This window comes from Streptomyces sp. NPDC039424 (assembly GCF_055639495.1).
The window spans coordinates 201,998-223,363 of sequence record NZ_JBVKAI010000009.1 but is presented as its reverse complement, the minus strand read 5'-3'; the positions used below and the strand labels follow the sequence as shown (position 1 = coordinate 223,363).

Below are 21,366 nucleotides of genomic sequence, written 5' to 3'. Positions count from 1 at the left end.
CGACCTCGGATCGGGGCTGAGGCCGTGAACCCGCTGACCACCCACGCGTTCGCCCTTCCCGACCAACTCGCCCCCAAGGCCGACCCGGCGCTGATCGCCGGCGACGAGCGGCACTTCGCGGCCATCGCGGAGTGCCTGGAGCAGGCGATCGCCGAACTCTCCGACCGCCTCGACGCCGAGCGCAGGGCGCCCGGCGGCATCGGCCGGGAGGCGATGGAGCGGGACATCGAGATCCACCGGCTGACCGGGCGTCTGCGCACCCTGCGTCGCTTCGGTCTGGACCTGTGCCTCGGGCACATGGTCGGCGCGGACGACCCCGAGCCCGTGTACGTCGGACGGCTCGGCCTGACCGACAGCGCGGGGCGCCGACTGCTGCTCGACTGGCGTTCCCCCGCGGCCGAGCCGTTCTTCGCGGCCACCCACGCCAACCCGATGGGCCTGGCAAGCCGCCGCAGGTATCGCTGGACCCGCGGCCGGATCAGCGACTACTGGGACGAGGTGTTCACCGCCGACGGGCTCGAAGGGCACGCCGCGCTCGACGACCAGTCGGCCTTCATCGCAGGCCTGGGCGGCAACCGGTCGGACCGGATGCGGGACGTGCTCGCCACCATCCAGGCCGACCAGGACGCCATCATCCGGGCGGGATCCCGCGGCGCTCTCGTCGTCGACGGCGGACCGGGTACGGGGAAGACCGTCGTCGCCCTGCACCGCTCCGCCTACCTCCTCTACTCCGACCCCCGCCTCGGCCACCGTCGGGGCGGCGTGCTGTTCGTCGGTCCGCACCGGCCCTACCTGGCCTACGTCGCCGATGTCCTCCCCAGCCTCGGAGAAGAGGGCGTGCAGACCTGCATCCTGCGGGACCTCGTCGCCGAGGGAGCGGAAGCGGCGATCGAGACCGATCCGGACGTGGCCCGCCTGAAGTCGTCCGTGAACATGGTGAAGGCGATCGAGACGGCCGTCAGGTTCTACGAGGAGCCGCCCACCGAGGGGATGACGGTCACGACCTCCTGGTCCGACATCTGGCTGAGCGCCGACGACTGGGCCGAGGCGTTCGAAGCACCGGAACCGGGTACTCCGCACAACGAGGCGCGCGATCAGATCTGGGAGGAACTGGTCACGATCCTGATGGACAAGTACGACGGCGACGTCTCGCCCGACCTGTTCAAAAGGTCGCTGCTGCACGACAAGGAGCTGGTCGGCACCCTCGACCGGGCGTGGCCGCTGCTCGAAGCGGCCGACCTGGTCGGAGACCTGTGGTCGGTACCCGCCTACCTGCGGATGTGCGCTCCCTGGCTCGGCCCCGACGACGTCAGGAAGCTGCGGCGCGCGGACGCCCAGGCCTGGACGGTGTCCGACCTGCCGCTCCTGGACGCGGCACGGCAGCGGCTCGGCGACCCGGAGGCGGCACGGCGCAAGCGCCGGCACGAGGCCGTCATCGCCGCCCAGCGCGAGCGCATGACACAGGTCGTCGACAACCTGATCGAGGCCGCGGCGAACTCCGGCGCCGACGGTGACGACGGCGAAGGTCTGGTGAGGATGTTGCGCGGCGAGGACGCCCGGGTCAGCCTGGTCGACGAGTCCGAACTGCCCACCGTCGAGGCGGACCTGCTCGCCGGCCCGTTCGCGCACATCGTCGTGGACGAGGCCCAGGAACTGACCGACGCGGAGTGGCAGATGCTGCTGCTGCGCTGCCCGTCCCGCAGCTTCACCATCGTCGGGGACCGCGCCCAGGCCCGGCACGGGTTCACGGAGTCGTGGCGGGAACGACTGGAGAGGATCGGGATCGACCGGATCGACGTGGCCTCCCTGAGCATCAACTACCGGACGCCGGAAGAGGTCATGGCGGAAGCCGAACCGGTCATCCGAGCCGTGCTCCCGGACGCCAATGTGCCGACCTCCATCCGTAGCAGCGGCGTCCCCGTCGTCCACGGATCCGTCGCGGAGCTGGACTCGGTCCTCGACACCTGGCTCGACGCGCATGCCGACGGGATCGCCTGCGTCATCGGCGATCCCACGTTCCGGGCGACGCCCCGCGTCCGGTCGCTGACACCGGAGCTGTCGAAGGGGCTGGAGTTCGACCTGGTCGTCCTCGTCGACCCGGAGGCGTTCGGCGAGGGTGTCGAGGGAGCGGTCGACCGCTATGTGGCGATGACCCGGGCGACCCAGCGACTCGTCGTCCTCACGAGCCCCTGACGTCGATGACGAGGTGGCACCGGCTCAGCGGCCGAGCGGGCGCCGGGGCAGGGGGGAGGAGTACACGACGCTCGTGGTCACCGAACCCAGCGCGCCGATCTTGCCGGAGACCTGTTCCAGATGGGCCATCGAGCGCGCGGCGACCTTGATGACGAAGCAGTCGTCGCCCGTGACGTGGTGCGCCTCCAGGATCTCCGGCGTCGCGGCGACCAGGTCGTGGAAGGGCTTGTAGTTGCCGTTGGGGTAGCGCAGCCGTACGAAGGCCAGGATCGGCAGCCCCAGCCGTTCCGGGTCCACGATGGCCGCGTACCCCTGGATGACGCCCGCCTCCTCCAGCCGGCGCACCCGCTCGGTGACCGCGCTCGGGGACATCGAGACGGCCCGGGCGAGTTCGGCGAAGCTGGCCCGGCCCTCGCGCTGGAGGACGTCGAGGATGCGCCAGTCGGTGGCGTCGGGGGAAAACGCGGTCATTCCCGAGGGATAGCAGGGCAATCCCCGGCGGATCAAGGGGGACGCCGTGGATCACCCCTTCAGGGAGCGGATCTTCGACCGTAGATTTCGGTCATCGATACCTGAGCCGAAGGGGCCGCCATGACCACCAGCACGACCGCCGCCGTGAACCCCGTCCTGCGCGTCGCCCCCGCCGCCCCCGCCGAAGCCGCCGCCCACTTCCGCGCGAGCCTCGCCTTCCACGCCGACGTCTCCGACGTGGCCGCCGCGCTCGCCGCGGGCGGCGACCCCGGATTCGTCGTCCTCGACTCCCGCTCCACCGAGTCCTGGGACCAGGGCCACGTCCCGGGCGCGATCCACCTCCCGACCGCGCTCATCCCCGAGCAGGCCGGGCAACTCCTCGACAGGTCCGTACCCGTGGTGACGTACTGCTGGGGCCCCGGCTGCAACGGAGCCACCCGCGCCGCCCTCGCGCTCGCCGAACTCGGCTACCAGGTCAAGGAGATGCTCGGCGGCTTCGAGTACTGGGCGCGCGAGGGCTTCGCGTACGAGACCTGGCAGGGCCGCGAGCAGCGTGCCGCCGACCCGCTGACCGCACCGGCGGAAGGCGACTGCGGCTGCTGAACCGCCGTCCGTGTAGGTTCTGTTCCATGGCGCGATACGCGGATCCAGGCGCGGTGGAGTGGGTCGGGTCGGGCGGGGGCCCACTGGTGGCGGTCCCGGAGGCGGTGCTGCCGTTCTGGGCGGGCGCCGACGGCGAGGACCTGGCCACGGACTACGACCGGGCGTGCGAGGTCGGCGGACACGTCGGTCTGCTGCCGGTCGGCGACAGCGCGGCCCTCGTCCTCGGCGACGAACCGGCGTCCACCTCCTTCCTGCCCGACCACGGCACCTTCGTACGCTGGTGCGCCGCCGACTCCGAGGACGAACTGCTGGCCGGCGTCCCCGCCGCCCTCGACACGGCCGTCTGGGAGCACGAGGTGCGCTGGCACGTGCCCGGCCCGGTCCTCCTCTTCGACTCGGCCTGGCCGGGCACGGAGACGGACCGCACCGAACACCTGCGGGTCCCGCTGGAGGCCGGCCGGTACGCGGTTCGGGCCACCTACGCCAAGCCGGGACCGGAGACATGGCTGGGGCTCGTGCAGTTGCGGCGGGTCGCGACGTGACCCGAGGACTCGCCGCGGACGTGGATCCGCGCCGTGACCCCCTGCCGCTGCGCGGCCGGACAGCCCTGGTGACGGGGGCGAGCAGACGCGCCGGGATCGGCCACGCCGTGGCCCGGCGGCTCGCGGCGTACGGGGCGAGCGTCTACCTGCACCACCATGTGCCGCACGACGCCGCCATGCCCTGGGGCGCCGACCGGCCGGAGGAGGTGGCCGCCTCCGTACGGGCGGTGCTCGGCGACCCGGAGGCCCGGGTGGTCGCCGGGCCCGGTGATCTGTCCGATCCGGCCGCCCCGGCCGCACTGGTCACCGCCGCCGCCGAGGCCCTCGGCGGACGGCTCGACATCCTCGTCGCCAACCACGCGCTCAGCGGCTCGGACGGCACCCTCGACGAGGTGGACGCCGCGATGCTGGACGCGCACTGGGCGGTGGACACCCGCTCGGTGCTGCTGCTGGTGCGGGCGTACGCCCGGCTGAGGGGCGCGCTGCCCGCCAGCACCCCCGGCGGGCGGGTCGTGATGATGACCTCGGGGCAGGACATCGCGGACGGCATGCCCGGCGAGATCGCCTACGCCCTCCAGAAGGGCGCCCTGGCGTCGGTCACCCGCTCCCTGTCCACCGCGCTCGCCGAGCACGCGATCACGGTGAACACCGTCAACCCCGGCCCCGTGGACACGGGTTACCTGACCGGCGAGGCCCACGCGGCCGTCGCCGAACGCTTCCCCGCCGGACGCTGGGGCATGCCCGACGACCCGGCCCGGCTCATCGCGTGGCTGGCCACCGACGAGGCGGGCTGGATCACCGGTCAGGTCATCGACTCGGAAGGCGGCTTCCGGCGTTGAGGCGCCGCGCGGGTCAGAGCTGGGACAGCTCGTCCACCAGGTCGTCCAGGCCCAGCGCCCCCTGGGAGAGGGCGGCCATGTGCCAGGCCTTCAGGTCGAAGGCGTCGCCGTGCCGCTTGCGGGCGTTCTCCCGGCCCAGCAGCCAGGCCCGCTCGCCGAGCTTGTAGCCGATCGCCTGGCCGGGGATCGTCAGATAGCGGGTCAGCTCGCTCTCCACGAAGTCCGCCGGACGGCTGCTGTGCGCGGCGAAGAACTCCTGGGCCAGCTCCGGCGTCCACCGCTCGCCCGGGTGGAACGTCGAGTCCGCCGGGATCTCCAGCTCCAGGTGCATGCCGATGTCCACGATCACCCGGACGGCCCGCATCATCTGCGCGTCCAGGTAACCCAGCCGCTCCTCGGGACCGGAGAGGTAGCCGAGCTCGTCCATCAGCCGCTCCGCGTACAGCGCCCAGCCCTCCGCGTTGGCGCTGACCCCGCCTACCGAGGCCTGGTAGCGGGAGAGGTCCTCGGCCACGTGCGCCCACTGCGCGAGCTGGAGGTGGTGACCCGGCACGCCCTCGTGGTACCAGGTGGAGACCAGGTCGTACACCGGGAACCGCGTCTGACCCATCGTCGGTAGCCAGGTCCGGCCGGGACGCGAGAAGTCCTGCGAGGGGGCGGTGTAGTACGGCGCCGCCGCACCGCCGGGCGGCGCGATGCGCGCCTCCACCTTCCGTACCCGCTCGGCGAGTTCGAAGTGGGTGCCGTCCAGCTCCTCGATCGCCCGGTCCATCAGGCCCTGCAGCCACTCGCGGACCTCGTCGACGCCTTCGATGTGCCTGCCGTGCTCGTCCAGGTGCGCCAGCGCCACCCACGGCGTCCCAGCGCCGGGCAGGATCTTCTCGGCCTCCTGCCGCATCTCGCCGAGGAGGCGGTGGAACTCGGCCCAGCCGTAGGCGTACGCCTCGTCCAGGTCCAGGTCGGTGCCGTTGTAGTAGCGCGTCCAGCGGGCGTAGCGCTCGCGGCCCACCGTGTTCGGCGCGCCCTCGACGGCCGGCGCGTACACGTCCCGCATCCAGTCCCGCAGCTCCACCACGGCCGCGGTCGCCGTGCGGGCGGCGGCGTCCAGCTCCGCGCGCAGCGCCTCGGGACCGGCGGAGGCGAAGTCCTCGTACCAGCCGCGGCCCTTGCCGTCCGTGTCCGACCACTCCGTGAGCTGTTCGACGAAGGTGGCCGTGGGCCGCGGAGCCGCGTACAGCTTGCGCTCCAGCCCGAGCTCCAACGACTCGCGGTAGCCCGCCAGCGCGGCCGGCACCGCGCGCAGCCGCTCGGCGATCGCCGCCCAGTCCTCCTCCGTCTGCGCCGGCGTCACGGTGAACACGTCCCGCACCGCGTGCCCGGGCGTGTGCATGTTGCCGACCTCGCGCAGCCCCTCGTCGGCCTCGTGCACCGCGAGCCGGGCGGTCAGCCGCTCGCGCAGCAGCCGTCCGCAGCGGCGCTCCCGGTCGCTGTCCGCCCCGGGCCGGAGCTCGGCTTCGTCGAGCCGCGCGAGCGTGGCCCGCGCCAGCTTCGCCCAGGCCTCCTGGCCCGCGGGCGAGAAGTCGGGCAGCCTGCTCGAACTCTCCGCGACGCCGAGGTAGGTACCGATGACCGGATCGAGGGCGATGAGCTCGTCGACGTACGCGTCGGCGACATCGCGGGGCAGCGGGCTCTTGGTGTCAGACATGCGGTCCATCCTCATACGGGACCGCGTCCCCGTCACCCCGATTCAGCTGTGGGCGTGCCCGGTGGCAGCAGCGGCCCGCAGTCCCACTGCTGGAATATCAACCGGGTCTCCACACGGGCCACTTCGCGCTGTGACGTGAACTCGTCGAGGACCAGCCGCTGCAGGTCCGCCATGTCCGCGACCGCGACGTGCACCAGATAGTCGTCCGGCCCGGTCAGGTGGAACACCGTCCGTGACTCCGGCAGCGCCCTGATCCGCTCCACGAACGGTCCCACCAGCTCCCGCCGGTGCGGCCTGACCTGCACCGACAGCAACGCCTCCAGACCGCGCCCCAGCTTCGCCGGGTCGAGCCGCAGCTGATGGCCCAGGATCACGCCCGAGCGGCGCAGCCTGGCCACCCGGTCCAGACAGGTCGACGGCGCCACACCGACCTGTGCGGCGAGGTCGCGGTAGGTGGTCCGGGCGTCGTTCTGCAGCAGCCGCAGCAGATGCAGGTCCACCGGATCCAGTACGACGGATTCGGCCATGGCCCGAACATAACACGGAGTATTCGCTCGTCATCCCGCTCCGTGTTCACCCTTCCGCTCATGGACCAAGCGAGCATCCGCGCACACGACGACGCGCACACCGCGTCGAGAGCACTCGCCACCGAGGCCGTGCACGCCGGCCGTGACGACCTCGCCCGGCAGGGCCTGCACGCCCCGCCGATCGACCTGTCCACGACCTACCCCTCCTACGACAGCCGCGCCGAGGCCGCCCGCATCGACGCCTTCGCCACCGACGGCGCCGAGCCCGTCGGCCCGCCGGTCTACGGGCGCCTGGGCAACCCGACCGTGGCCCGCTTCGAGACCGCCCTGGCCAGGCTCGAAGGCGCCGAGGCGGCGGTCGCGTTCGCCAGCGGGATGGCCGCGCTCAGCGCCGTCCTCCTCGCCCGCGGCTCGATGGGCCTGCGCCACGTGGTGGCGGTACGCCCCCTCTACGGGTGCAGCGACCACCTGCTGACCGCCGGGCTGCTCGGCACCGAGGTGACGTGGACCGACCCGGCCGGGATCGCGGACGCGCTGCGCCCCGACACGGGACTGGTGATGGTCGAGTCACCGGCCAACCCCACCCTCGCCGAGCTCGACCTGCGTGCCATCGCCCACGCCTGCGGCAGCGTGCCGCTGCTGGCGGACAACACCTTCGCCACGCCCGTGCTGCAGCGCCCGGCCGAACTGGGTGCCCGGCTGGTGCTGCACAGCGCCACCAAGTACCTCGGCGGCCACGGTGACGTGCTGGCGGGCGTGGTGGCCTGCGACGAGGAGTTCGCGCGGCGGCTCAGGCAGGTGCGGTTCGCCACCGGCGGTGTGCTGCACCCGCTGGCCGGCTATCTGCTGCTGCGGGGGCTGTCCACGCTGCCGGTGCGGGTGCGGGCCGCCTCCGCGAACGCCGCGGAGCTGGCCCGCCGCCTCACGGCCGACCCGCGCGTCGCCCGGGTCCGCTATCCGCGTCTGGGCGGCGCGATGATCGCCTTCGAGGTGCACGGCGATCCCCACGAGGTCATCGCCCGGGTGCGGCTGATCAGCCCCGCCGTGAGCCTGGGCAGCGTCGACACCCTCATCCAGCACCCGGCGTCCATCAGCCATCGCATCGTCGACGCCGAGGACCGGCGGGGCGCCGGTGTCAGCGACCGGCTGCTGCGGATGTCCGTGGGGCTGGAGGACGTCGAGGACCTGTGGGCGGACCTGGACCGGGCGCTGGGGGAGGGAAGGCCCGAGCCGGTTGCCGGGCGGCGCCGGGAGGCCGAGGCCGTGGGCTGAGCCGTGGCAGCCCGCCGGGGGCGGAGGCCGCCGTGACGCGAGGCCCGGCGTGCGGGCGGTTTCGGGCCTCGCGTCGGGCCTCGCATCGGGCCTCGCGTCACATCGGGGCCGGCGGTCAGTCCCGCCCGACCCGGCCGCCGGACGGCTGCTCCGCGCCCTCGCCGGGGTACGGCAGGCCGGAGACGGCCGGGGCGGCGGCGAGACGGGCGGTGATGACCAGGGTGCCCTCCTCGATCTGGTAGTCGAGGGGGAGGTCCAGGCCGCGCATCGCGGCGACCATGCCGGTGTTGGAGGCCTGCGTCACCGCGTACACACTCTCGCAGCCCGCCTCGACCGCCAGCGCCACCAGCCGGCTCAGCAGTTCGCTGCCGACACCGCGCCGCTGCCACTCGTCCTCGACGAGCAGCGCGACCTCCGTCTCGTCGCCGTCCCACAGCAGGTGGCCGAGGCCGACGATGCGGCCGGACGCGGTCTGCACGGCCAGCGTCCGTCCGAAGTGCGGGCTGAGCAGGTGGTTGAGGTAGCGGTCCGCGTCACCGACCGGACCGTGGTAGCGCATACCGAGGGTCCGTGCCGAGCAGCGCTCGTGCATCGCCTTCGCCGCCTCCACATCGCGGGTGTCGGCCCGGCGTACGGTGATGGCGTTGCCCTCGGGCAGTGTCAGCACGTCCTGGCTGCGCGGGATCCGCGGACCGAGCCGGGCGTCCAGCTCCACCAGCGCCCGCGCCCGCGCGAACTCCGTGGGCGTGAACGGCAGATACGGCCGCTCCAGGGTGATCACTCCGCCTTCCGGCGCCCGCAACCGCATGACGGTGTCCTCGAGCACCCCCTCGACCGGCACGGCCGCCGGTCCGCGTCCCCCGCCGACCGGAGTGGCGGGCAGCGAACGGATGGTGCACCGCCCGAGCAACTGCCTCAGCGCCAGAGGCAGTTCCGCCGCGTCCAGCGCGGTGCGGGCCGCCAGGCCCAGTACCCGGGTCGGCGCGTCCACCAGATCGTGCGCGTCCGCCCGTTCGATCCAGGTGCTCACGCCCCCGGCCAGCGAGACCGCCCGGTTGATCTCGGACGCCGCCAGCGCGCCGGGGGCCCGCAGCAGGAACTCGTCCACCGTGCCCTCGGGCAGCGGGTGCGTCTGCAGGCTCAGGATGTCGACCCGCCGCCCGGCCAGCGCCGTGCACAGCGCGGCCAGCGAGCCCGGCTCGTCCTTCACCGTCGTCCGCATCCGCCACAGCACGCTCGCCCCGGCCACGGCCCCGGGCGTCGCCGCGGGCTCCTCGGACTGCCCGGACCGCCGCGCCACGGCGGAAGTCCGGGCGCCGGTATCACCGGCCGGCGGTGCGTGCCCGTGGCGCCTTGCCCACCAGGTGTGGAACCCGGCGGTCGCGGCCAGCGCGATCGCCGAGATCACCAGCAGTGCCGGGCCGTCAGGTCCGTGCCCGACCAGGTTCGCCACCACGTCCGCCACCGCGACGGCCGTGAACAGGGCCGCGAGTTCGACGATGTCCCGCCGCCAGTGGTGCACCGGTCGTCCGTCCTTGGCCCGCGTCACATCACAGAGTTTTCGAGTCATGCATCCACTGTGAAGGAAGGGTGTTGCGTGATCACGAACGCTTTGTGACTGATGGGTAAAGTGCGCTTCTGCCCCTTTTTGTTGCAGTTTTTATGATTGTGGCATCAAGCGGCGACCCTTTCGGTTTCGTTCCTGGACAGCGCCCCGCACAGCCGGCGGGCTTCCGTCACCAAGCGGGACGAGCCGCGTCCGGCCGCGGCCCGGGCCAGATGCGGCATGGCACCGCGCGCACCGGACCGCTCGGCGCAGTCGGCCGCCACGGCCAGCAGGTCCCCGAGCCCCCGGGCGGACCCGGCCGACCCCGCCGGGCCGCCGGTCGCCAGGTCGGCGAGCAGAACGGGCAGGGCGTGGCGGAGGATCTGCCAGATCGTCGCGTTCGCCCCCGTGGCCGCCGCCGTGCGTGCCGACTCGGCCAGCCGCAACGGCTTCACCGCCCCGCGCCGCACCAACTGCCCGAGGTCCGCGCCCAGCCGGGCGGCATCGAGCTGTCCGTGCGCGGCGAGCACCAGCAGCGCGTCCACGGCGGCGAGCCGGTCCTCCGGATGCCGTGCACCCAGCCCGTACGCCAGGCACAGATGCACGCTCTCGCCCGCCTCGCCGCCGGACTCGGCGAGCAGGGGGAGGGAAGCGGCGGCGCCCCGGGTGCCGTTCACGGCCGCCTGGGCGAGGTCGTGCACCATCCGCACCGCCACCAGCTCGCGCCGCTCCGGGAGCGCGGCCAGCCAGTGCCGGCGTATGTCGTGGTCCCAGTGGGAGCAGTGCCGGCGCTCACCGAAGGCGGTCACCGGCCGGCCCAGCGGGCGGAACTCCGCGGGGAAGCCCTCCTGCAGTTCGGGGAGTTCCCCGCACTCCACCAGGATCCGTGACCCCGAGGTCCGCCGTCTGACCGGGGGCAGGACGGGACCCGCACCGGACAGCCAGTCGGCCAGCCGGTCGCCCTCGGCCGTACCGAGCGCCGCCGCCCGTTTCGCCGCCGCCGCGGCAGCCGTACGGTCCGCGCGCCGCACCCGCAGCAGCGCCTGCGCGAAGTCGGCCGCCGAGACCCGCGCACCCAGGCGCCGGTAGGTGTCGAGGCGCTCGACCAGGTCGTCCGGTTCCAGCAGGCCGGTGCTCCAGGTGGGCGTGGACAGCAGCAACGGCAGCGGGTCGGTGCGAAGCCGGTACGCCACCTCGTTCAGCCGGATGTAAAACACCCGGGCGAGGGCGCTGTGCCCGCAGCCGTCTCCGGCCGGACCGAGCCCTGTCGCCGCGTGCAGCGTGGAGGTGCTGACTCTGCCGCGCAGCGTGGCGAGAAGCAGTTCGATGCCGTCCTGCGGGGTGGAGAGGTTGTGCCGGGCGCTGCCGAAGTACGCCTCCGTGTGCGGCTGGTGCTCGGGCGGCGCGGTCTCCCACCAGCGGCGCGCGGTCACCGGGGCGAGCGCCTCCAGCAAGGCGTCCCGGTCCCGGTGGGCGTGGCGCACCAGGCCGTCCAGGGTCCGCTCGAACGCGGTCACGTCCCCGCCGGAGGCCAGTAGCGCCCCGACCTCCTCGGCGAGTTCGGCGGCCGAGGCGGGCGCCGCCGCGAGCCGCGAAGGCTCCGTGGCGGGCGGGAGCACCTCCTCGCGCACCGTCGGCACCGGAGCCGTCTCGGGGATGCCCAGGGCACGCATCGCCCGGGTACGCAGGGCGGGTGTCAACTGCTCCGCCGCCTGAGCGAGTTCGTCCCGCGCAGACGCGGAGTCGAGCCGCTTCGCATGGCGCTCGACCAGCTTCAGCGCCCGCTCCTGGATCTGGGTGTCCTCGTGCCCGAACACCTGTGCCGCGACGGGCAGCAGCTCCGCCGCGGCGGACGGGTCCCGGGCGAGCGCCTTGCCGAGCAGCACGAGCTGGGCCCGCACCAGCTTCTTCTCACTGCGGAACAGCACGCCTTCGGAGGCCTCGGCCAGCTGCCCCGGGGCCAGCTCCCCGGCCAGGGCGAGGGTGGCGAGCACCGACTGGGCGTGTGAGGCGACGGGGGAGACCGCGTCGCGGGCCAGCGCCGTCCAGTCGGCCGTCCGCTCGCGCTCCTCGTCCCGGGTGAGTTCGAGCCGGGCCAGCAGCGGGAGGAAGACCCGGTGATCGGTGGGGCCGCCGCCGCGCAGCAGCCGGGCGACACAGGCGTCCACCATGGCCTCGCGGTCCAGCGCCCCCGCCCGGGTGAGTTCGGCGAGGGCGCCCTGCCACGAACCCGGTCCGTCACCGAACAGCCACCAGATGCCGTGCAGGTCGGTGAGCTCGAACAGGGCGGCCACCAGCGGGACCAGGTCCGGCTCGCCGCGCAGCCGTTCCACGACGGTGCCGTGCCGCCAGGTGGCGGCGACGTGCCCGACCCAGCCGCGGACATAGGCGTCCGTCGCCGGGACCTCGCACCCCGAGCGGTGCACCAGCCCGCACATCAGCTCGTACGGCACGTTCGCCGTCACGGGCCGCTGCGCCAGCCGGTTCGCCACATCCGCCAGCCATCCGGTGTCCCGGCCCTCCAAAAGACGCAGCAGCACCTTGGGCGGCGCGGAGGACCAGCGCATGTCGGACGCGGCGATCCAGTTCGCGGCCGCCGCCGCCCCCGTGTGGCAGGCCGCCCCGGCCGCGTGCAGCGCCGGATGGGCGCGGCGGGCCAAGGCCTCCCAGGGAGCCGCCCGCAGTTCCTTGCGCAAGTCCTGCAACTCGGGGAGGCACGCGCGCCGTTCGGCGTCGGTCATCCCCTCGGCCAGGAACACCACCTCGGCCGTCCGTCCGGCCCGGACCGCTTCCACCAGCGCACTCATCGCGCAGCCCCCTCGTTTCCCGCCAGGTCCCGCCCCGCCACGGAGCCCCGGCGCACCATCCGCACCGCCAGCGCGTGTTTGCACGGTCCGCGCCCGCCCCGGTACTTCGCCCACCACAGACAGCTGCAGCTGAGCGCCCCCGCCTCCTCGCGCACCCGGTGCACATGCCCGTCCTCGGCGGTGACCGTCCCGAGCGGCCCGTCCAGGGCGACCGCGCCGGCGGCGACCAGCGCGCGGGCCGAGCGCAACCGCGGGTTGTGGCGATCGGCACGCCCGGCGTCGTACGGCAGCTCCCGGTGGAAGTAGGCCGCCTCCGCCGTGTCGTAGCCCACACGGCCCGAGGTCCCGAGCCGGACCAGCGCCGTCCGCACCCGCTCCGGCGTCAGGCCCGAGGCGGCGGCGAGGTCACCGACGTCGATGCGGGGCTCCCAGGCCAGCAGCACCTCGATCAGTTCCGCGTCCTCGGCGGCCTCGTCGGTGGCGAGCGCGTCCAGGACCCCGCCCTCGCCGGAGAACCCGCGCGAGGCGTCGGGCGACAGCGTCAGGGTGAGCCGCATGCCCGGCAGGACGGCCTCCCAGGCACCGGCCGTGGCGGAGATCGCGGCCGAGGCGGCGGTGACCGCCGGGCCGTACACCCGCAGGGCCGTCGCGTGCCGGAGCACCCGCTGGAGCGCGGCCAGCCGCTCCGGTCCCGGCAGGCACACCGCGCCCGGCACCGCCCGCGTCGTCGGCCGCAGCCCGCGCCCGGCCGGCACCACCCAGCGCGGTCCGCTCGCGCCGCCCCTCGGGCCGCCGCGCGGCAGGGACCGCAAAAATCGGACCGCCTCGGCCGCGGGCAGTTCGGCGCGCAGATCGAACCCCGCCGCCACGACCTGCGCCTCCGCGAAGCCCCGCAGCCACCGGTCGGGGAGGGGCACCTTCTTCTCCACCACCGGACCGTCCCGCGTGGTGACGGCCATCTCCTCCGGGCCGACCCGGAGATGCAGCGGATCGCCCGCGCCGATCCGGGTCAGGGCCTCGCGCAGCGGATTGTTGACGTCGACGTTCGTCGTGCCGTGTCCCACCTCACCGCCGTCGAGGCCGGGCCCGAGGACGTCCAGGCGCGCGTACACCCCGCCGCAGCCGGAGAACGACTCGAAACGCAGCCGGTCGCCGCTGCCCGTGACCACCGGGTCGAGCGAGGCGCGCAACTGCGGCTGGTAGTACCGCGTGGCCGCCACGTCGGCCACCGCGAGCAGCCCGGCGGCGGCCACCTGAGGCGAGGTCAGGAAGCCCGCGAAGAACCGCGGATGGTCCTCGACACCCGTGGGTGTCGCGCCCCGGGAGGTCTCCAGCCCGAGGCGGGGTCCACCCGCCGCGGACTCCAGCACGGAGGGTCGCCGATAGGCCACGGCCTGTAGAGATCGCGTCATGGGAAAACCGTAGAGGCGACCACTGACAATCGGCCTGACCAGCGAAAACGCCTACGGCGAGGGCGATTTGGGGCCTGGAGAGCGTGCCGCGCACCGGGGGATGACTCCGGTGCGCGGCGCGGGTGAAGAGCGTACGGGAGTTACTGGCCGACCCGGCCCGGCCGCAGGACCTGCGTGAACAGCACGGTGCCGTCCTGCTCGCGCAGCCGGACCGTCAGCTCCCCGCTGTCGCCGTCGATGTCGACCTCGCCGAAGAACTGGTAGCCCTGGGCCGGCGACACGTTCGACGCGGTCGGCGCCTTGACGAACACCCGGTCCGGGCCGAACGTGCCGTCGAGCGCGTTGGCCGGGAAGGCGCCGGCGTTGAGCGGACCGGAGACGAACTCCCAGAACGGTTCGAAGTCCTTGAACGCGGCCCGCGACGGGTCGTAGTGCTGGGCCGAGGTGTGGTGGACGTCGGCCGTCAGCCACAGCGTGCCCGTGATCCGCCGGTGCTTGACGAAGCGCAGCAGCTCGGCGATCTGCAGCTCGCGGCCGAGCGGCGCGCCGGGGTCGCCCTGGGCGACGGCCTCGATGTTCGCCCTGCCCTCGACCGGGTCGGGCACGACCAGGCCCAGCGGCATGTCCGCGGCGATGACCTTCCACACCGCACGCGACCGGGAGAGCTCGCGCTTGAGCCACTCCAGCTGCTCGCGGCCGAGGATGCCCTGCGGGTCGGTGGTCTGGTCGTCGGGCGAGTTGGCGTTGCGGTACGTGCGCATGTCGAGCACGAACACGTCCAGGAGCGGGCCGTGGTGGACGACGCGGTAGATCCGGCCGTCCGGGCGCCCGCTGATCGTGGATATCGGGAAGTACTCGGAGAAGGCCTGCCGGGAGCGGAGCGCCAGGTCGTCGAGTTGCGTACCGGCGGGGTAGGGGGTGCCGGTGCCGATGACCTCGCCCGGGTACCAGTTGTTGCGGACCTCGTGGTCGTCCCACTGGATGACGTTGGGCACCTGGGCGTTGAACCGGCGCAGCGCCGCGTCCAGCAGGTTGTAGCGGAAGTTGCCCCGGAAGTCGGCCAGCGAGACCGCGACGTGCGACTTCTCCTCGGTGGTGACGTTCCGGTACAGGCTGCCGTCCGGGAGCGTGGCGCTGGCCGGGATCGGGCCGTCGGCGTAGATGTTGTCGCCGCTGCACAGGAAGAAGTCCGGGTCCAGCTTCGCCATGGCGTCGAAGATCCGGTAGCCGCCGATCGACTCGTTGATGCCCCAGCCCTGTCCGGCCAGGTCGCCGGACCAGACGAAGCGCACGCCCTGGCGGCGCCGTGCGGGCGCCGTGCGGAAGGTGCCGGTCACGGGCGCGCCGGTGCGCCGCGGGTCGTCCGGGTCGGCGAGCAGCACGCGGTAGTGGATCTGCTCGCCGGACGGCAGCCCGCGCAGCCGTGTGGTGCCGGTGAAGTCGGTGTCCGCGCCGAGCAGCGGGCCGTGCCATCTGTGGGGGTTGCGGAAGGACTCGGTGGCCGACGTCTCGACGATCATGCGGGCCGGCCGGTCCGAGCGCACCCACACCAGACCGGAGTCGGAGGTCACGTCGCCCGCCTGCACGCCCCAGTCCGCCTCGGGCCGCCCGGACAGGGCGAACGCCGGCGCCGCGCCGGCGGCGGCGGGCAGGGTCAGGGCCGCCGACGCGGCGAGGGAACCGCGCAGCACGCTGCGGCGGCCGGGAAAGGATCGGTGGGACATGGAGGAGCCTCCAGGGACGGGATCCGGCCGGTGTGCAGTGCCAGAACTACTGGTGCGCCGCAGCGCGCACGCAAACCGCAAGTGAACAACTGGCCGCGAGTCGAGGGGAACCGGCGGGCGATTCCCGGGCGCCCGGTCGCCCCGGCCCTCAGGCGGCGAGCGCCTCCGCCATCAGCTTCACCCCGTCGCGGATCCGCGAGGGGGACAGATGCGCGTATCCCAGAACCAGCCGCACCCCGGGAGCGTCGGCACGCGCGTGCGTGTAGGCGTTCAGCGGGCGCACCGCGATGCCCGCCGCGTCCAGACGGCCGGCGAAGTGCTCCTCCGGTCCGTACCGTTCGGGCAGTTCGGCGATGGCGTGCAGGCCCGCGGCGATCCCGGAGACCCGGGCGTTCGGGAAGTGCTCCGCCAGCGCGCCGACCAGCACGTCGCGCCGTTCGCGGTAGGCGCGCTGGCAGCGGCGCAGCTGGCGGTCGTACTCGCCGCGCTCCAGGAACCGGGCGAACAGCGCCTGGTCCAGGGCTGGGTGGCCGAGGTCCATGGTGCGTTTGCGCTCCACGACCTCGCCGGCCAGCCACTGCGGCACGAGCAGCCAGCCCAGCCGCAGTCCCGGAGCGAGGGACTTGCTCACGGATCCCGCGTAGGCGACCCGGTCCGGGTCCAGCCCCTGCAGCGCGCCCACGGGAGCCCGGTCGTAGCGGAAGTCGCCGTCGTAGTCGTCCTCCAGGACGAGGCCGTCCACGGACCGGGCCCAGTCGAGCAGTTCGGCGCGGCGCCGGGCGGAGTACGCGATGCCGGTGGGGAACTGGTGGGCGGGCGTCGTCGTCACGGCCCGTACGCCCGAGGCGCGCAGCGGGCCGACGGCCAGGCCGTCGGTGTCCAGCGGCAGTGGCACCGTCGCCATGCCCGCCGAGGCGTACAGGGCGTCGTGCTGCGGGCTGCCCGGGTCCTCCACGCCCATCGTGCGCATCCCGCGCGCGTGCAGCGTGAAACCGAGCAGGGTGGTGGCCTGGGCGACACCGGAGACGACCACGATCCGCTCCGGGTCGGCGACCACGCCCCGGCGGCGGGCCAGCAGTTCGGCCAGGGCCGTGCGCAGACGCGGCAGCCCGCGCGGGTCGGGGTAGCCGAGCTCGTGGTGCGGCAGGTCGGCCAGGACGCCGCGCTGGGCGGCGGCCCAGGCGGCGCGCGGGAACAGCGACAGGTCCGGCGTCCCGGGGACGAAGTCGGCCCGCGCTCCCGGGGCACGGGGGGCCAGGTCACGCGCGCGGGGCGCGGCGGCCCGTACGGCCCCGCCCACCCAGGTCCCCGCGCCCCGGCCGCTGCGCAGATAGCCCTCGGCGGTCAACTGCTCGTACGCCTCGGTGACCAGCCCGCGCGACACGCCGAGGTCGGCCGCGAGGTCCCGGCTCGACGGCAGCCGGGTGCCCGCCGCCAGGCGCCCCGAGCGGATCGCCTCGCGCAGCGCCGCCTGCAGGGAACGGCCACGCGCGCGTGCCGGTGCCGAGGCGGCGGGGAGGAGCAGTTCCCACGCGGCGGAGCCGACGAGCCCGCCCGGATTGGTCCCCGATGACGTCATGGAACTGGACCTTAAACCGGACCGCGAAGCTTCCTAACGTCGCCGTCATGAACACCACCACCCGCGGCGCCCTCCTCGCCGCGCTCGCCTGCGTCCTCGTCGGCGGCTCCTTCACCGCCAACAGCGTCCTCGGCGACTATCCGTACGCGGGTGGCCAGTTCCTGCGGTACGCCCTGGCCTGTCTGCTGCTGCTCCCGCTCACCGGCCGGGGCGGACGCGCGCCGCTGCGCGGGCTCGCACCGCGCCAGTGGGCCCGTCTCGCCCTCCTCGCGGCGGTCGGCATGGTCGGCTTCAACCTCGCCGTCATCGCCGCCGAACGCAGCGCGGAACCGGCGGTTCCCGGCGTCTTCGTGGGGTGCGCGCCCGTGGTGGTGGCCGTCGTCGTGCCGCTCCTCGACGGCCGCCGTCCCCGGCCGGCCGTGCTGTACGGGGCGTCGCTCGTCGCCGTCGGCGCGTGCACCGTCCAGGGCTGGGGCCGCACCGACGGCGCCGGGATCGCGTTCTCGGCGTGCGCGCTGGCCGGTGAGGTGGGCTTCGCGGTCCTCGCCGTGCCCGTCCTGCGGCCGCTCGGGCCCCGCCTGCTGTCCGCCGCGGTGTGCGGCGTCGCCGCCGTCGAGGCCGCCGTGGCCGGGATCGTCCTCGACGGCGGCGGCTGGCTGCGGCGTCCCGACGCCACGCAGACCGCGGCGCTGCTGTGGCAGGCGGTGGTCGTGACGGTCGTCGGCTTCGTGTGCTGGTACATGGGCATGCAGCGCCTCGGCGCGGAGCGGGCCACGCTGTTCTCCGGGCTCATCCCGGTGGCCGCCGCCTGCACCGCGCCACTCGTCGGCACGGGCGCCTACGGCGCGGCCCAGGCCGCGGGCAGCGCCCTAGTGGGAGCCGGAGTCGCCCTGGGCTCCGGCGCGTTGTCCCGCCGTCCGCGCCGGTCAGCGGCTGCCGTCCAGGATGGCGCGCGCGACCAGCGCCGGGTCGTCGTTCATCGGGACGTGACCGCAGCCGGGCAGCCGCACCAGCCGCGCCTTGGGGATGATGCCCTTGGCCCGGACGCCCTGGCGGGGCACCAGCAGCCGGTCGCGGGAACCCCAGGCGAGGGTGACGGGGATGCCGGGTATGTCGTCGGTGAACCGGACCGCCGTACCGGCCCGGAGGGTGTCGTGGAACCCGGTGGCGTTCGCCAGCGCGAGCGTCTCGGCGACCACGGCCTCGGGTGAACGGCGGGTGGGGCGGGCGTAGATCGTGCTCGTCAGGGCCACCCGGCCGACCGCCGTGCGCGACGCCCGTTCGACCAGCGGCAGCGGCAGCCGCCGGGAGATCCGGCGCATCACCGACAGGACACCGAAGGCGTAGACCCGCTCGGCCTCGGACCAGAACCCGGCGGGGGACAGGGCGGTGACGGACCGTACGAGCTTCTCGCGGCCGAGTTCCAGGGCGATCAGTCCGCCGAGCGAGTTGCCCGCGACATGCGGACGCTCCAGTTCCATCGCCTCGCAGAACGCGCGGAACACGGCGGTCGTCGTGGACAGGTCGTACGTGAGGCCCTCCGGCAGACCGGGGGAGGCGCCGAAACCGGGCAGATCCACGGCGATCACGTCCCGCTCGGTCGCGAGGACGTCCACCACCGGGTCCCAGGCCTGCCGGTGGTGGCCTATGCCGTGCAGCAGGAGCAGCGGTGCGCCGCTGCCCACGCGCGCGTAGGAGACGGTCACGGTCCGCGGGCCCTGCGGTGAGGGGACCGGGAAGGAGACGGTGGCGGACATGGTGCTGCTCCTCGTCTGGACTCGCTGACGGACGACGTGGGTAGACAGCCTGTCAGCAATTGCTACCGACCGGTAGCCCCCGGTGGCTCCCGTCCGGCCCCGTCTGGTCCCGCCGCTCGTCTCCGGCCCGCCGGCCGCCGACCCGCTTCCGACAACGCCGTGTGAACGCTCCGCGACGGACACCTCTGCGTTGCCCATGGGATCGAGGATTGGTCTTGACCAAGGGTAGGGGCCGCCTTATGGTCGCAGATAAGTGCAACAACCTTTAATAAACAAGGGCGCTAAAAAACCGCGGACCACGGCGATTGCGGAGGACAGGGTGGGGACCACGCAGCTGGAATCGGTGCCGGAACCGAAGTACTGGCATCTCAAGACCGTGCTCAGTGAGGCACTGGACTCCGAGTTCGCCGTCGGCGAGATCCTGCCGAACGAGCGCGACCTCGCCGCCCGCTTCGGCGTCGCCCGCGCCACTCTCCGCCAGGCCCTCGAACAGCTCGAGCTGGAAGGCCGGCTCCAGCGCCGGCGCGGTGTCGGTACGACCGTGGCGCCCCCGCGCGTGGGCGTGGCCGTCGGCACCGAGGAGCACGCCTGGCCGGGTGCCACCGGCGACGCCTGGCAGCCCGCCGACTGCGCGCAGGCCGTGCCCCCGGCCGCCGTCGCCGCCGCCCTGGAGCTCGGCCCGGACGACTCCGTGCACATCGTGCGCCGCTCCCGTGTGTCGCACGGCCAGCCGGTCGCCGCCGAGCTGCTCTACATCCCGGCGTCCTCGGTCCCCGAGCTGTCCGGGATCGACGCCCCCTCCGGACCCGCACGCGCGCGTGCCGTGCTGCGCGAGCTGCACCACCTGGAGCTGGAGGGCCAGGACCGCGCCGTGGAACTCGGCTCCGCCCGTGCGGACGACGCCAAGGAACTCGACCGGCTCCCCGGGGCGCCCGTCCTCGTCGTCACCACCCGCTTCTTCGCCGGGGGCCGCACGGCCGCGCTCTCCGTGGCCACCTACCGCGCGGACACCTGCCGTCTGACCTTCGGTGACTCCGGCGGCGTCGAGATACACCACGGACCCGAGCGCCAGGCCTCCTGACCCGCCCGGGGCCGGACACCGGCCCCGCCCGTAGCCGCACCCCGTCGCGCCCCGGAACCCCTCCGGGGCGCGACGTGCGGGGCCCCGTCAGCGCCGCGCCGTCACCGTGCCCTCCACCGCGAACAGCTGCTCCTCGACGTGGTCCAGCGCGAGCCGCAGGGCGCCCGTGGCCACCGCCGCCTCTCCGAGGAGGGACAGGGCCACGCCGGGGGGCCGCAGACAGTAGCGCGCGAGTTCGCGGCGCAGTGGTTCGAGGACGCCGTCCAGCCCGGCCGCCCAGCCGCCGATCACCACCAGCTCCGGATCGAGCGCGAGGACGAGCGCCGCCACGTCGTGCACCAGCCGCTGGATGAACCGGTCGACGGCGGCCCGGGCCCGCTCGTCGCCCTCGCGGGCCAGGGCGAACACCTTGGCGACCGCCTGCTCGTCCAGCGGGTGCAGCGGCTCGTGCGTGGTGGACAGCAGGGTCTCGGGCGTCGCCTCCCGGCCCAGCAGATGCAGTGCGCCGATCTCACCGGCGGCCCCGCCGTACCCCCGGTGCAGCCGCCCGCCGATCAGCGAACCGGCGCCCGGGCTCAGCCCGGCCAGTACGAACACGACGTCGTCGGACTCGGTGGCTGACCCCTTCCAGTGCTCGGCGACCGCCGCGGCGTTGGCGTCGTTCTCCACCAGGACCGGGCACTTGAAGGAGCGGCTGAGCCGTTCCCCGAGGCGCAGACCGGTCCACTGGGGCAGCGCGGTGCCCAGCCGTACCGTGCCGTCCGCCTCCACGATCCCCGGCGTGCCGACCCCCACCGCCCGCAGCGAGCCGCGCGCGACCCCGGCCCGCCGCAGCAGTTCGGCCACCGCGCCGCGCAGCCGTTCCAGACGCTCGTCCGCGTCCGCCCTCTCGTCGACGCCCTTGGCCTGGGCGCCCAGGATCCGCCCGTCCAGGTCGGACAGGAGCGCGGCGACGCGGTGCGCGCCGATCTCCAGGCCCAGCAGGTGTCCTGCCTCGGCCCGGAACCGGAACCGCCGCGCGGGCCGCCCCTGCCGCCGGGCGGCACCCTCCTCGGCCGCCTTCTCGACGACGAGGCCGGCCTCGATCAGCCCCTCGACGACGCCCTCGACGGTCGGCCGGGACAGCCCCGTCACCCGGGTGACCTCCGTGAGCGTCGCGCAGTCCGTGGCACGCAGCGCGTGCAGCACCACCGCGGAGTTGATCCTTCGCAGCAGCGAGGGATCCCCGCCGGTCAGCCGCCCCACCGTCCGTCCTCCCAGCTCGTGCGCCGTGTGGGGCGGATGGTACTCGGCACGCCGGACCCCGGC

Annotated in this window: 16 protein-coding genes and 1 pseudogene; 7 read left to right on the top strand and 10 right to left on the bottom strand. The window is 74.0% G+C overall.

The genetic code is table 11. The annotated features are described in order from the left end of the window. The first annotated feature begins 24 nt into the window (after positions 1–24). Positions 25–2,193 carry an RNA polymerase recycling motor ATPase HelR gene (gene helR / locus ACZ7L0_RS23665; RefSeq protein WP_471244511.1) on the top strand — a complete coding sequence of 723 codons (2,169 nt, stop codon included), beginning with the start codon at positions 25–27 and terminating at the stop codon, positions 2,191–2,193. A 24-nt stretch (positions 2,194–2,217) separates the two neighbouring features. On the opposite strand, the gene ACZ7L0_RS23660 is transcribed toward helR, so the two are convergent. After that, on the bottom strand, positions 2,218–2,664 hold the full coding sequence (locus ACZ7L0_RS23660) for an Lrp/AsnC family transcriptional regulator (protein ID WP_471244510.1): 447 nt from the start codon (positions 2,662–2,664) through the stop codon (positions 2,218–2,220). Between the two features lie 120 nt (positions 2,665–2,784). Between ACZ7L0_RS23660 and ACZ7L0_RS23655 the strand changes: the two genes are divergently transcribed. The 3 genes from ACZ7L0_RS23655 to ACZ7L0_RS23645 are packed head-to-tail and all read left to right on the top strand — an operon-like array spanning position 2,785 to position 4,648. After that, a complete protein-coding gene (locus tag ACZ7L0_RS23655) occupies positions 2,785–3,267 on the top strand; it encodes a rhodanese-like domain-containing protein (protein WP_471244509.1) in 483 nt (160 codons plus the stop codon). A gap of 26 nt (positions 3,268–3,293) precedes the next feature. After that, entirely contained in the window at positions 3,294–3,809 is a 516-nt protein-coding gene (locus ACZ7L0_RS23650) for an immunity 21 family protein (RefSeq protein ID WP_471244508.1), read from the top strand. Beyond that, the gene (locus ACZ7L0_RS23645; RefSeq protein ID WP_471244507.1) at positions 3,806–4,648 is read left to right on the top strand and encodes an SDR family oxidoreductase; all 843 of its coding nucleotides are present in this window, start codon (positions 3,806–3,808) and stop codon (positions 4,646–4,648) included. Before ACZ7L0_RS23650 ends, ACZ7L0_RS23645 begins: the two co-directional genes overlap by 4 nt. Before the next feature lie 13 nt (positions 4,649–4,661). Here the strand turns inward: ACZ7L0_RS23645 and ACZ7L0_RS23640 are convergent, their stop codons facing one another. Together ACZ7L0_RS23640 and ACZ7L0_RS23635 are read right to left on the bottom strand one after the other, a co-directional pair. Further along, on the bottom strand, positions 4,662–6,353 hold the full coding sequence (locus ACZ7L0_RS23640; RefSeq protein ID WP_471244506.1) for a DUF885 domain-containing protein: 1,692 nt from the start codon (positions 6,351–6,353) through the stop codon (positions 4,662–4,664). A 32-nt stretch (positions 6,354–6,385) separates the two neighbouring features. Further along, on the bottom strand, positions 6,386–6,880 hold the full coding sequence (locus ACZ7L0_RS23635) for an Lrp/AsnC family transcriptional regulator (RefSeq protein ID WP_471244505.1): 495 nt from the start codon (positions 6,878–6,880) through the stop codon (positions 6,386–6,388). 60 nt (positions 6,881–6,940) lie between these two features. Between ACZ7L0_RS23635 and ACZ7L0_RS23630 the strand changes: the two genes are divergently transcribed. Beyond that, positions 6,941–8,152, top strand: coding sequence for a trans-sulfuration enzyme family protein (locus ACZ7L0_RS23630; RefSeq protein WP_471244504.1), 1,212 nt, complete (start codon positions 6,941–6,943; stop codon positions 8,150–8,152). 115 nt (positions 8,153–8,267) lie between these two features. On the opposite strand, the gene ACZ7L0_RS23625 is transcribed toward ACZ7L0_RS23630, so the two are convergent. From ACZ7L0_RS23625 to pdxR, 5 genes are all read right to left on the bottom strand, one after another. Further along, positions 8,268–9,722, bottom strand: coding sequence for a GNAT family N-acetyltransferase (locus tag ACZ7L0_RS23625; RefSeq protein WP_471244503.1), 1,455 nt, complete (start codon positions 9,720–9,722; stop codon positions 8,268–8,270). A 104-nt stretch (positions 9,723–9,826) separates the two neighbouring features. Continuing rightward, positions 9,827–12,505: a DUF7824 domain-containing protein gene (locus ACZ7L0_RS23620; protein WP_471244502.1), complete on the bottom strand. Its 2,679-nt coding sequence runs from the start codon at positions 12,503–12,505 to the stop codon at positions 9,827–9,829. After that, on the bottom strand, positions 12,502–13,917 hold the full coding sequence (locus ACZ7L0_RS23615; protein WP_471244501.1) for an SWIM zinc finger family protein: 1,416 nt from the start codon (positions 13,915–13,917) through the stop codon (positions 12,502–12,504). The genes ACZ7L0_RS23620 and ACZ7L0_RS23615 overlap by 4 nt, the downstream gene beginning before the upstream one ends. Positions 13,918–14,057: 140 nt before the next feature. Further along, complete coding sequence (locus ACZ7L0_RS23610; RefSeq protein WP_471244500.1) at positions 14,058–15,641, bottom strand: alkaline phosphatase D family protein; 1,584 nt, start codon at positions 15,639–15,641, stop codon at positions 14,058–14,060. 148 nt (positions 15,642–15,789) lie between these two features. Continuing rightward, positions 15,790–17,220 (bottom strand): MocR-like pyridoxine biosynthesis transcription factor PdxR, encoded by a 1,431-nt coding sequence (gene pdxR, locus ACZ7L0_RS23605; protein ID WP_471244499.1) that lies wholly within the window; start codon positions 17,218–17,220, stop codon positions 15,790–15,792. Here pdxR and ACZ7L0_RS23600 point away from each other — a divergent pair. Then, a pseudogene (locus ACZ7L0_RS23600) lies at positions 17,211–17,666 on the top strand (EamA family transporter); the annotation flags it as partial. The gene pdxR and the pseudogene ACZ7L0_RS23600 overlap by 10 nt on opposite strands. A 480-nt stretch (positions 17,667–18,146) precedes the next feature. Here the strand turns inward: ACZ7L0_RS23600 and ACZ7L0_RS23595 are convergent. Next, on the bottom strand, positions 18,147–18,977 hold the full coding sequence (locus ACZ7L0_RS23595; RefSeq protein ID WP_471244498.1) for an alpha/beta fold hydrolase: 831 nt from the start codon (positions 18,975–18,977) through the stop codon (positions 18,147–18,149). 319 nt (positions 18,978–19,296) lie between these two features. On the opposite strand from ACZ7L0_RS23595, the gene ACZ7L0_RS23590 reads away from it, so the two are divergent. Continuing rightward, complete coding sequence (locus tag ACZ7L0_RS23590; protein WP_471244497.1) at positions 19,297–20,058, top strand: GntR family transcriptional regulator; 762 nt, start codon at positions 19,297–19,299, stop codon at positions 20,056–20,058. 87 nt (positions 20,059–20,145) lie between these two features. On the opposite strand, the gene ACZ7L0_RS23585 is transcribed toward ACZ7L0_RS23590, so the two are convergent. After that, a complete protein-coding gene (locus tag ACZ7L0_RS23585) occupies positions 20,146–21,303 on the bottom strand; it encodes an ROK family transcriptional regulator (RefSeq protein WP_471244496.1) in 1,158 nt (385 codons plus the stop codon). Positions 21,304–21,366 lie beyond the last annotated feature (63 nt).

Excerpts from the sequence above, each read along its gene's own strand:
- ACZ7L0_RS23615 (WP_471244501.1), bottom strand. The coding sequence starts at position 13,917 with ATGACGCGATCTCTACAGGCCGTGGCCTATCGGCGACCCTCCGTGCTG.
- ACZ7L0_RS23610 (WP_471244500.1), bottom strand. The coding sequence starts at position 15,641 with ATGTCCCACCGATCCTTTCCCGGCCGCCGCAGCGTGCTGCGCGGTTCC.
- ACZ7L0_RS23625 (WP_471244503.1), bottom strand. The coding sequence starts at position 9,722 with ATGACTCGAAAACTCTGTGATGTGACGCGGGCCAAGGACGGACGACCG.
- ACZ7L0_RS23630 (WP_471244504.1), top strand. The coding sequence starts at position 6,941 with ATGGACCAAGCGAGCATCCGCGCACACGACGACGCGCACACCGCGTCG.
- ACZ7L0_RS23650 (WP_471244508.1), top strand. The coding sequence starts at position 3,294 with ATGGCGCGATACGCGGATCCAGGCGCGGTGGAGTGGGTCGGGTCGGGC.
- ACZ7L0_RS23640 (WP_471244506.1), bottom strand. The coding sequence starts at position 6,353 with ATGTCTGACACCAAGAGCCCGCTGCCCCGCGATGTCGCCGACGCGTAC.
- pdxR (WP_471244499.1), bottom strand. The coding sequence starts at position 17,220 with ATGACGTCATCGGGGACCAATCCGGGCGGGCTCGTCGGCTCCGCCGCG.
- ACZ7L0_RS23635 (WP_471244505.1), bottom strand. The coding sequence starts at position 6,880 with ATGGCCGAATCCGTCGTACTGGATCCGGTGGACCTGCATCTGCTGCGG.
- ACZ7L0_RS23660 (WP_471244510.1), bottom strand. The coding sequence starts at position 2,664 with ATGACCGCGTTTTCCCCCGACGCCACCGACTGGCGCATCCTCGACGTC.
- ACZ7L0_RS23620 (WP_471244502.1), bottom strand. The coding sequence starts at position 12,505 with ATGAGTGCGCTGGTGGAAGCGGTCCGGGCCGGACGGACGGCCGAGGTG.
- ACZ7L0_RS23595 (WP_471244498.1), bottom strand. The coding sequence starts at position 18,977 with ATGTCCGCCACCGTCTCCTTCCCGGTCCCCTCACCGCAGGGCCCGCGG.
- ACZ7L0_RS23655 (WP_471244509.1), top strand. The coding sequence starts at position 2,785 with ATGACCACCAGCACGACCGCCGCCGTGAACCCCGTCCTGCGCGTCGCC.